The organism is Morganella morganii H1r (genome assembly GCF_000633515.1).
GTDB lineage: Bacteria > Pseudomonadota > Gammaproteobacteria > Enterobacterales > Enterobacteriaceae > Morganella > Morganella morganii_B.
The window spans coordinates 19,738-29,241 of sequence record NZ_AYMP01000032.1 but is presented as its reverse complement, the minus strand read 5'-3'; the positions used below and the strand labels follow the sequence as shown (position 1 = coordinate 29,241).

Here is a 9,504-nt window from a genome sequence, read left to right as displayed (position 1 = left end):
ACTGGGGATTCCTCAGCGCTTAGGCGGGCTTTATTATGGACATTGATCAGGTGACTTTCATAAAGTGGATAAAAAGTGCTGAAAGGGCGGTCATGAGATGCTAGAATCCTTTTTTAAGCAACCAGGTAAAAACGAAATGGGTAAGAACGTTGTCGTATTGGGCACCCAATGGGGTGACGAGGGCAAGGGCAAAATCGTCGACTTGCTGACTGAACGGGCTAAGTATGTTGTTCGTTATCAAGGTGGCCACAACGCGGGTCACACTCTGGTTATCAACGGTGAGAAAACCGTCCTGCATTTAATTCCGTCAGGTATTCTCCGCGAAAACGTCGTCAGCATCATTGCTAACGGTGTTGTACTCGCACCCGATGCACTGCTGAAAGAAATGACTGCACTGGAAGAGCGTGGTATTCCGGTGCGTGAGCGTCTGCTGATTTCTGAAGCATGTCCGCTGATCCTCCCTTATCATGTTGCGCTGGATAATGCCCGTGAGAAAGCACGCGGCGCGAAAGCTATCGGCACAACAGGGCGCGGTATCGGGCCTGCATACGAAGATAAAGTTGCCCGCCGCGGTCTGCGTGTGGGTGATCTCTTCGATAAAGAGACCTTCGCTCAGAAACTGAAAGAAATCCTTGAGTATCACAACTTCCAGTTAGTGAACTACTACAAAGAGCCTGCGGTTGACTATCAGAAAACCCTGGACGAAATCATGGCAGTTGCGGATATCCTGACCGGTATGGTTGTGGATGTGTCTGATCTGCTGTACAAAGCCACCATTAACGGTGAGCTGGTGATGTTTGAAGGCGCGCAGGGTACACTGCTGGATATCGACCACGGTACTTATCCGTATGTGACCTCCTCAAACACCACTGCCGGCGGTGTTGCCACCGGTTCCGGTTTAGGTCCGCGTTATGTGGATTATGTCCTGGGTATCATCAAAGCGTACTCCACCCGCGTGGGTGCCGGTCCGTTCCCGACCGAACTGTTTGATGAAACCGGTGAATACCTGCGTACCAAAGGCCAGGAGTTCGGTGCGACCACCGGACGCAGCCGCCGTTGCGGCTGGCTGGACATCATTGCTATCCGCCGCGCTGTGCAGATTAACTCCCTGTCAGGGTTCTGCATGACCAAGCTGGATGTGCTGGATGGTCTGAAAGAAGTGAAAGTGTGTGTCGGTTACCGTCTGCCGAATGGTGAAATCATCGAAACCACACCACTGGCTGCGGATAACTGGGAAGGCATCGAGCCTATCTATGAAGTGATGCCGGGCTGGACTGAAACCACATTCGGGGCGAAGAGCCGCGAAGAACTGCCTCAGGCAGCACTGGATTACATCCGCCGCATTGAAGAACTGACAGGCGTTCCTGTTGATATTATTTCAACCGGTCCGGATCGTTCTGAAACGATGATCCTGCGCGACCCGTTCGACGCATAAGATCGTTCAGGTGATACCAGTCAGGGCCGGGCATGTTTGTCCGGCCTTTTGTTTTCTGACGCCGGGATTTCTGACTGAGTAATGACAGGAACCCCGGCGTTTTTAACGACAAATTTTGCTTAATAAGCAAAAGACACACATAATGATTATCCATTACTTATCATGTGAGCTCCCGTATGGGTTAACAGAATTTCCGGGGTAAAATGTGCAGTTAACCAGTTTTACAGATTATGGCTTGCGGGCGCTGATTTATATGGCGTCACTTCCTGATGGTAAAATGACCAGCATTACGGAAGTGACGGACGTTTACGGCGTATCCCGTAACCATATGGTCAAGATAATTAACCAATTGAGCCATTTGGGTTATGTCGAGGCGATTCGCGGCAAAAATGGCGGGATCCGCCTGGGAAAACCTGCTAATACTATAGGTATCGGTGAGGTTGTCCGCGCGCTCGAGCCGTTAACACTGGTGAACTGCAGCGGTGAATTCTGTCACATTACCCCGGCTTGCCGGCTGAAATCGGTACTGAATAAAGCCATCCGGGAGTTCTTACAGGAACTGGATAAACACACGCTCGCTGATATGGTGCAGGACAATCAGCATCTTTATAAATTGTTACTGACGGACGAATAACGCCGGTCAGAAACCACGGAGGATACAATGTCAGTGGAAAAACAATCAAACGACCCTTACCGTGAGCGCGAAGCGGAAAAATACGAATCCCCTATCGCGAGCCGTGAATTTATTCTTGAAACCGTCCGCCGCCACACCAAACCGGTGAGCCGCGAGGATATCGCACAGGAGCTGGGGATCACCGGTGAAGAGGCTCAGGAAGCCCTGCGCCGCCGTCTGCGCGCGATGGAGCGCGACGGGCAGCTGGTCTTTACCCGCCGTCAGTGCTATGCACTGCCGGAGCGTCTTGATTTAATTAAAGGCACCGTGATCGGCCATCGCGATGGCTTCGGGTTCCTGCGTGTCGAAGGACAAAAAGACGATCTCTACATCCCGCAGGATCAGATGAAATTATGCATCCACGGGGATGTGATCCTGGTTCAGGTGATGGGAGCTGATCGCAAAGGCCGCCGCGAAGCACGCGTTGTGCGTGTCGTTGAGCCGAAAACCGGTCAGATCGTCGGCCGTTACTTTACCGAAGAAGGCATGGGATTTGTCGTGCCGGATGACAGCCGTCTGTGCTTCGATATTCTGATCCCGAAAGAGTCAATTAACGGCGCACGGATGGGGAATATCGTGGTGGCGGAACTGACCCGCCGCCCGGGCAAACGCGTGCAGGCGCTAGGTGTTATCACTGAAGTGCTGGGCGAGAAAATGGGCACCAGTATTGCGGTGGATATTGCCCTGCGCAAACATGAAATTCCGTTCACCTGGCCTGCTCAGGTGGAACGTCAGGTCGCGGATATCCGTGAGGAAGTACCGGAATCCGCCAAAAAAGGCCGTGTTGATTTACGCGATCTGCCGCTGGTGACTATCGACGGCGAAGATGCCCGTGACTTTGATGACGCGGTACACTGCGAAGCCAAACGCGGCGGCGGCTGGCGTCTGTGGGTGGCGATTGCTGACGTCAGCTATTATGTGCGTCCGCAGACGGCACTGGATGATGAAGCCCGCAGCCGGGGAACCTCGGTTTACTTCCCGTCACAGGTTGTGCCGATGCTGCCGGAAGTGCTGTCGAACGGTGTCTGTTCACTGAACCCGCAGGTGGATCGCCTGTGTATGGTGTGTGAAATGACGATTTCGGCGAAAGGTAAACTCTCCGGTTACCGTTTCTATGAAGCGGTGATGAGTTCCCACGCCCGTCTGACCTACACCAAAGTGTGGAAAATCCTCGAAGGGGATGAAGAGCTGCGCGAACACTACGCGCCGCTGGTCAAACACCTGGAAGAGCTGCATAAACTCTATAAAGCACTGGCGGAAGCCCGTGATGAGCGCGGTGCGATTGCCTTTGAATCCGAAGAAGCGAAATTTATTTTCAATGCGGAAAAACGTATTGAGCGCATTGAACCGGTACTGCGCAACGATGCACACAAACTGATCGAAGAATGCATGATCATGGCGAACGTTGCGGCGGCACGCTTTGTTGAGAAAAACAACGAACCGGCGCTGTACCGTGTGCATGATCGTCCGAAAGAGGACAGCGTCATCAACCTGCGTACCGTCTTTAATGAACTGGGTCTGACGCTGCCGGGCGGCCTGACACCGGAGCCGAAAGATTACGCCCGTGTCATGCTGGAAGTGGCGGAGCGTCCTGACCACGAATTGTTACAGACTATGCTGCTGCGCTCGATGAAACAGGCGATTTATGATCCGGACAACCGCGGTCACTTCGGCCTGGCATTACCGGCGTATGCCCACTTTACCTCTCCTATCCGCCGTTATCCGGATCTGAGCCTGCACCGTGCGATTAAGTACCTGCTGGCAAAAGAGCGCGGCGAGGCGAAATCACAGACCGGTGCATGGCATTATGATATGCAGAGTATGCTCCAGCTCGGTGAACACACCTCTATGACGGAACGCCGTGCCGATGAAGCCACCCGTGACGTGGCAGACTGGCTGAAGTGCGACTTTATGCAGGATCAGGTGGGGAATGTCTTTACCGGGCTTATCACCAGCGTGACCGGCTTTGGTTTCTTTGTCCGTCTTAATGATCTGTTTATCGATGGTCTGGTACACGTATCAACACTTGATAACGATTACTACCGCTACGATAATGTCGGCCAGCGTCTGATTGGTGAATCGTCCTCGAATGTATACCGCCTGGGTGATGAAGTTGAAATCCGGGTGGAAGCAGTACACATGGATGAGCGCACCATTGATTTCGCGCTGATTTCAACCACCCGCCGTGCCCGTAATGAAGGCAAAACCGCGAGAACCCGGGCGAAAACCGGTGAACGCGGGGACAAGCGCCGGGACGGTAAGAAAGGGGATCCGCGCCGCGACAAAAACTTCGAACCGGACAGCGCGTTCCGCAAGAAGAAAAAAGAGGACGGCCCGAAAGCCCCGAAAAGCAAAAAATCAGCCCGGACCAAAAAAATCGAGGCCAATATAAAGGCGAAACGCGCGAAGAAAAAAGCCGCGAAGTAACCGCCTTTGGTTTATCTCTTCCCGTAATGAGGCGGTAACGCCTCATTACGCTTATTGTCCCGCAACAAACGGAACGTTATGAGTGAAATTATTTATGGTATCCACGCCGTGGATGCTCTGCTGGCGCGTGATCCCAGCCGTTTTCTTGAAGTCTTTATCTTAAAAGGGCGTGAAGACCGCCGCCTGACCCCGGTTGTGCATGCCCTGGAAGCGGCGGGTGTCCGCGTCCAGATGGCCAGCCGTCAGTGGATGGACAGCCAGACCGAAGGTGCCGTTCATCAGGGTATTATCGCCAAAGTCAAAGGCGGCCGTCAGTATCAGGAGCAGGATCTGCCTGATCTGCTGGCAGAGCATGAAACACCGTTCCTGCTGGTACTCGATGGCGTGACTGACCCGCACAACCTGGGGGCATGTCTGCGTACTGCAGACGCTGCCGGTGTACACGCGGTGATCATTCCGAAAGACCGCTCCGCGCAGCTGAATGCCACGGCGAAAAAAGTCGCCTGTGGTGCAGCGGAAAGCGTACCGCTTATCCGTGTCACTAACCTGGCCCGCACACTGCGCCAGCTGAAAGACGAAAATATCTGGGTCGTCGGCACCGCCGGTGAAGCCACTCATGATCTGTATCAGAGTAAAATGACCGGCCCGTTGGCGCTGGTAATGGGGGCGGAAGGGGAAGGCATGCGCCGTCTGACCCGCGACCTGTGCGATGAACTGATCAGCATTCCGATGGCGGGGTCAGTCTCTTCCCTGAACGTCTCGGTGGCAACGGGTGTCTGCCTGTTTGAGGCCGTGCGTCAGCGCGCAAAATAATCCCGCATCACACACTTATTACCTTGTCTTTTGAGGCGGGTGTGAGTATAGTTATGCGTCAAATTTTTCAGCCGCACTTAAACAAGTTCCTTGCCTCTCAGGGTTGCGGTTGCCCGGACAGGAGGCTAATAATCCGTAAGGAGCACTACTAATGCGTCATTACGAAATCGTCTTCATGGTTCATCCGGACCAGAGCGAACAAGTACCGGCAATGATCGAGCGTTATAAAACTGCTATTACTAACGCAGAAGGTCAGATCCACCGTCTCGAAGACTGGGGTCGTCGCCAACTGGCTTACCCAATCAACAAACTGCACAAAGCGCACTACGTTCTGCTGAACGTTGAAGCTCCGCAGGAAGTGATTGACGAGCTGGAAACTATTTTCCGCTTCAATGATGCCGTTATCCGCAGCATGGTTATGCGCGTTAAGCACGCGGTGACTGAACCTTCTCCAATGGTTAAAGCGAAAGACGAACGTCGCCCGCGCGACATGTCTGACGACATTGAAGAAAATGATGAAGCTGAGGAAACTGAAGAGTAATAACGGTGTCCGCTAACCGTCTGGTGTTATCCGGCACAGTGTGCAGGGAACCCATCCGGAAAGTCAGCCCGGCCGGAATTCCGCATTGTCAGTTTGTGCTTGAGCACCGCTCACAACAGCAGGAAGCCGGACTCACCCGGCAGGCATGGTGCAGAATGCCCGTGGTTGCCAGCGGACAGACGATCCAAACCATTACTCGCAGTATAACGGTCGGCAGTCAGATAACCGTTCAGGGATTCATCAGCACCCATCAGGGGCGAAATGGATTATCGAAACTGGTTCTTCATGCCGAACATATTGAATTGATAGATTCTGGAGACTAGCCATATGGCACGTTATTTCCGTCGTCGTAAATTCTGCCGTTTCACCGCAGAAGGCGTTCAAGAGATTGATTATAAAGACATCGCTACGCTGAAAAACTATATCACTGAAAGTGGTAAAATCGTACCAAGCCGTATCACCGGTACCAGTGCGAAATATCAGCGTCAGCTCGCTCGTGCTATCAAGCGTGCACGCTACCTGTCTTTACTGCCTTACACTGATCGTCATCAGTAATCGGCACAGTCCATTAATGACTTTAAGAGGATAAGGTAATGCAAGTTATTCTGCTTGATAAAGTAGCAAACCTGGGCAGCCTGGGCGACCAGGTAAATGTTAAATCTGGTTATGCACGTAACTTCTTAGTACCGCAAGGTAAAGCAGTTCCTGCAACCAAGAAAAACATCGAATTCTTCGAAGCACGCCGCGCAGAACTGGAAGCTAAATTAGCTGACGTTCTGGCAGCAGCACACGCTCGTGCAGAAAAAATCAATGCCCTGGGCGTTGTGACTCTGTCTTCCAAAGCGGGTGACGAAGGTAAACTGTTCGGTTCTGTCGGTACCCGTGACATCGCTGATGCTGTAACTGCAGCCGGCGTTGAAGTGGCGAAAAGCGAAGTTCGTCTGCCAAACGGCGTTCTGCGTACTCTGGGTGATCACGAAGTTCACTTCCAGGTTCACAGCGACGTGTTTGCAGAACTGAATGTGAAGATTGTTGCTGAGTAATCGCTGATTACACGGTAAACATCTTTGAAAGACGCTGGCTCAGGCCAGCGTTTTTTATGCGGTAAACACAGAGATTAAGAGCGGCGGTAACTGCCGTCTTTCTGCCGTTTAAAGGTGGCGGACTGCCCGTTGGCCTTATCAATTCTCAGCTCTGAAATGGTTTTTCCTTTCCCGTAAATCACCCGGATTTTATCCCCTGCTTCTACCTGATTCAGTGGCTTTTGCGGGCCTTCAGCGGCGGTCATCCGGAATAAATCATCCACCGGTAAACCTTTGCTGCGGAATACCTGCGCAATCGTCTGACCTTTTTTCACAGTAAACTGCTGTGCCACGAGCTGTCTGTCCGGTGCAGAAGGGGCGGAAGGCGGCGGTTCAGCAGCAGGCGTTGCGGTCACCGGTTGCGGGGCTGGTTCGGTATTCAGTGCGCCGGGCGGGAGATTATCCGGCAGCGGCAAATCCGGGATACCGGATGATGTCTCCGGCGGTGTGCCGGTCTGCTCAGCGATCAGATCACCCAGCGGATCAGCCGGTGGCGTCAGCGTGATATTCTGAGGCGGAACGGTCACCGGTGGTTTCTGTGCGGCGGGCCAGAAAAACAGGATCAGTATGACAATCAGCGCAATGGCGGCGATAGCGTAAAAATGGCGCTTTGGCAGTAGTCTCATCATAATCTCCCGCTGTTCAGCATGAATCATTATCATCCGGTATTGTTCCAGTGTAGCAGCAGACTTACTGAAATTATTCGGAATTAGTCCTGTTTTATAAATTGATTGCGCTGTTTTCCGGGAATCGCCGTGTTGCATCAGCTTTCACTGATTATCGGGTTTACCGGGGTACATCCTGCTGTTATGCTTGTCTGTCTTACTTATTACTCAGGTATCTCTCATGACAAAACCGACTTTTGACACGATGGAAGCACAGGCAAGCTACGGAATCGGCTTACAAATCGGCCAGCAATTACAGGAATCCGGGCTGAGCGGATTAGTACCGGAAGCTATCCTGGCCGGTATCACCGATGCACTGGAAAATAACCAGCCGGCGGTGGCGGTGGATGTTCTGCATCGTGCCCTGCGTGAAATGCATGAGCGTGCTGATGCTGTCCGCAATGAAAAACAGGCTGAACTGGTCAAAGACGGGATACGTTTCCTGGAAGAAAACGCGAAGAAAGAAGGCGTTTCCACTACAGAAAGCGGCCTGCAGTTCTCTGTCATTAATCAGGGTGACGGCGCTATCCCGGCCCGTACTGACCGTGTCCGTGTTCACTACACCGGTCGTCTGATCGACGGTACTGTATTCGACAGTTCTGTACAGCGCGGTGAACCGGCTGAATTCCCGGTAAACGGCGTGATCGCAGGCTGGATTGAAGCACTGACCCTGATGCCGGTCGGCTCCAAATGGGAACTGTATATCCCGAGCAACCTGGCTTACGGTGAGCGCGGTGCCGGTGCAGCGATCCCGCCGTACAGCACACTGGTATTCGAAGTGGAGCTGCTGGAGATCCTGTAATCTCTCTTTGTCAGCAATAACAGAATATGCGAAATGGCCGGTTTTCACCGGCCATTTTTATTTCTATACTCAGGTCTCCGGAGACGTGAACAGGATTACGCGACTCACTAACCGTTTTGTGAAAGAGGTGAAGGATGCTCAATCAAATTTGTCTGCTGGCCCGGCGGGCGGGCGATGCAATCATGGATATCTACCATCATCCCGACACACTGACCATCTCCGCCAAAGCGGATAACTCCCCCCTGACCGCTGCGGATTTAGCCGCGCACCACATTATTGTGCAGGAACTGAAAGCCCTGACACCGGACATCCCGGTGCTGTCAGAGGAAGATCCGCAGCCGTGGTCTGAGCGGCAGCATTGGACACAATACTGGCTGGTGGATCCGCTCGACGGCACCAAAGAATTTATCAGCCGAAACGGTGAATTTACGGTCAATATTGCCCTGATTTCTGACGGCATACCGGTAATGGGTGTGGTGTATGCCCCGGTACCGGACGTGCTCTATCTGGCAGAAGGCAAACACGCCTGGCGTGAGCGGGGCGGGCAGCGGATGGCGATCAAAGTGGTGAACACGGATCTGCCGATGGTGGTGATCAGCCGTTCACATCAGGATGCGGAACTGGCGGATTATCTGGAGCAGCTGGGACCGCATGAAACCCGTGCTATCGGCTCATCCCTCAAATTCTGCCTGGTGGCGGAAGGTAAAGCCCAGCTCTATCCCCGTTTCAATCCGACCCATATCTGGGATACGGCAGCCGGACACGCCGTTGCACTCGCAGCGGGAGCGCATATCACGGACTGGAGCGGAAAAACGCTCGACTATACACCGCGTGAATCGCTGATAAACCCGGGGTTCCGCGTCAGCAGTTTTTGACTGCCATTTTATTCCTGAATAACAGTGTAATTTGCATGGTTATGCAAATTACACTGATTTTTCCCCGCCTGCTAAACTCCGTATCTGCTGACACTAATCCCGGTATTTCAGCCTCACATTATTTATAAAACTTATAGTAATTATGAGGTTATTATTCCGCTGTTATAGTGTGACAGTGATCGATTTTCACT

The 9,504-nt window shown here is 52.7% G+C and carries 11 protein-coding genes; 10 read left to right on the top strand and 1 reads right to left on the bottom strand.

What is annotated here, in order from left to right; translation table 11 throughout:
- Positions 1–136: 136 nt before the first annotated feature.
- From U868_RS0118220 to rplI, 8 genes are all read left to right on the top strand, one after another.
- Complete coding sequence (locus U868_RS0118220; RefSeq protein ID WP_025154548.1) at positions 137–1,435, top strand: adenylosuccinate synthase; 1,299 nt, start codon at positions 137–139, stop codon at positions 1,433–1,435.
- Between the two features lie 205 nt (positions 1,436–1,640).
- Entirely contained in the window at positions 1,641–2,069 is a 429-nt protein-coding gene (nsrR, locus tag U868_RS0118215) for a nitric oxide-sensing transcriptional repressor NsrR (RefSeq protein ID WP_004241364.1), read from the top strand.
- 27 nt (positions 2,070–2,096) lie between these two features.
- Positions 2,097–4,535, top strand: a complete 2,439-nt coding sequence (rnr, locus tag U868_RS0118210) for a ribonuclease R (RefSeq protein WP_025154547.1) — start codon at positions 2,097–2,099, stop codon at positions 4,533–4,535.
- Positions 4,536–4,613: 78 nt separating this feature from the next.
- A complete protein-coding gene (gene rlmB / locus U868_RS0118205; protein WP_025154546.1) occupies positions 4,614–5,348 on the top strand; it encodes a 23S rRNA (guanosine(2251)-2'-O)-methyltransferase RlmB in 735 nt (244 codons plus the stop codon).
- A gap of 151 nt (positions 5,349–5,499) precedes the next feature.
- The gene (rpsF, locus tag U868_RS0118200; RefSeq protein WP_004241366.1) at positions 5,500–5,889 is read left to right on the top strand and encodes a 30S ribosomal protein S6; all 390 of its coding nucleotides are present in this window, start codon (positions 5,500–5,502) and stop codon (positions 5,887–5,889) included.
- Positions 5,890–5,894: 5 nt separating this feature from the next.
- The gene (priB, locus tag U868_RS24730; RefSeq protein WP_045139169.1) at positions 5,895–6,212 is read left to right on the top strand and encodes a primosomal replication protein N; all 318 of its coding nucleotides are present in this window, start codon (positions 5,895–5,897) and stop codon (positions 6,210–6,212) included.
- Between the two features lie 4 nt (positions 6,213–6,216).
- Positions 6,217–6,444 carry a 30S ribosomal protein S18 gene (rpsR, locus tag U868_RS0118190; protein WP_004234502.1) on the top strand — a complete coding sequence of 76 codons (228 nt, stop codon included), beginning with the start codon at positions 6,217–6,219 and terminating at the stop codon, positions 6,442–6,444.
- 38 nt (positions 6,445–6,482) lie between these two features.
- Positions 6,483–6,932, top strand: coding sequence for a 50S ribosomal protein L9 (gene rplI, locus U868_RS0118185; RefSeq protein WP_025154545.1), 450 nt, complete (start codon positions 6,483–6,485; stop codon positions 6,930–6,932).
- 74 nt (positions 6,933–7,006) lie between these two features.
- On the opposite strand, the gene U868_RS0118180 is transcribed toward rplI, so the two are convergent.
- The gene (locus U868_RS0118180) at positions 7,007–7,600 is read right to left on the bottom strand and encodes a LysM-like peptidoglycan-binding domain-containing protein (protein ID WP_240182744.1); all 594 of its coding nucleotides are present in this window, start codon (positions 7,598–7,600) and stop codon (positions 7,007–7,009) included.
- Between the two features lie 217 nt (positions 7,601–7,817).
- Between U868_RS0118180 and fklB the strand changes: the two genes are divergently transcribed.
- Both fklB and cysQ read left to right on the top strand, forming a co-directional pair.
- On the top strand, positions 7,818–8,438 hold the full coding sequence (gene fklB / locus U868_RS0118175) for an FKBP-type peptidyl-prolyl cis-trans isomerase (RefSeq protein WP_025154543.1): 621 nt from the start codon (positions 7,818–7,820) through the stop codon (positions 8,436–8,438).
- Between the two features lie 134 nt (positions 8,439–8,572).
- Positions 8,573–9,313: a 3'(2'),5'-bisphosphate nucleotidase CysQ gene (cysQ, locus tag U868_RS0118170; protein ID WP_025154542.1), complete on the top strand. Its 741-nt coding sequence runs from the start codon at positions 8,573–8,575 to the stop codon at positions 9,311–9,313.
- The last annotated feature ends 191 nt before the right edge of the window (positions 9,314–9,504 follow it).

Bases quoted from the DNA above. Each gene is read 5' to 3' on its own strand.
- U868_RS0118220 (WP_025154548.1), top strand. From the start codon at position 137: ATGGGTAAGAACGTTGTCGTATTGGGCACCCAATGGGGTGACGAGGGC.
- cysQ (WP_025154542.1), top strand. From the start codon at position 8,573: ATGCTCAATCAAATTTGTCTGCTGGCCCGGCGGGCGGGCGATGCAATC.
- rpsF (WP_004241366.1), top strand. From the start codon at position 5,500: ATGCGTCATTACGAAATCGTCTTCATGGTTCATCCGGACCAGAGCGAA.
- rlmB (WP_025154546.1), top strand. From the start codon at position 4,614: ATGAGTGAAATTATTTATGGTATCCACGCCGTGGATGCTCTGCTGGCG.
- rplI (WP_025154545.1), top strand. From the start codon at position 6,483: ATGCAAGTTATTCTGCTTGATAAAGTAGCAAACCTGGGCAGCCTGGGC.
- rnr (WP_025154547.1), top strand. From the start codon at position 2,097: ATGTCAGTGGAAAAACAATCAAACGACCCTTACCGTGAGCGCGAAGCG.
- U868_RS0118180 (WP_240182744.1), bottom strand. From the start codon at position 7,600: ATGATGAGACTACTGCCAAAGCGCCATTTTTACGCTATCGCCGCCATT.
- fklB (WP_025154543.1), top strand. From the start codon at position 7,818: ATGACAAAACCGACTTTTGACACGATGGAAGCACAGGCAAGCTACGGA.
- rpsR (WP_004234502.1), top strand. From the start codon at position 6,217: ATGGCACGTTATTTCCGTCGTCGTAAATTCTGCCGTTTCACCGCAGAA.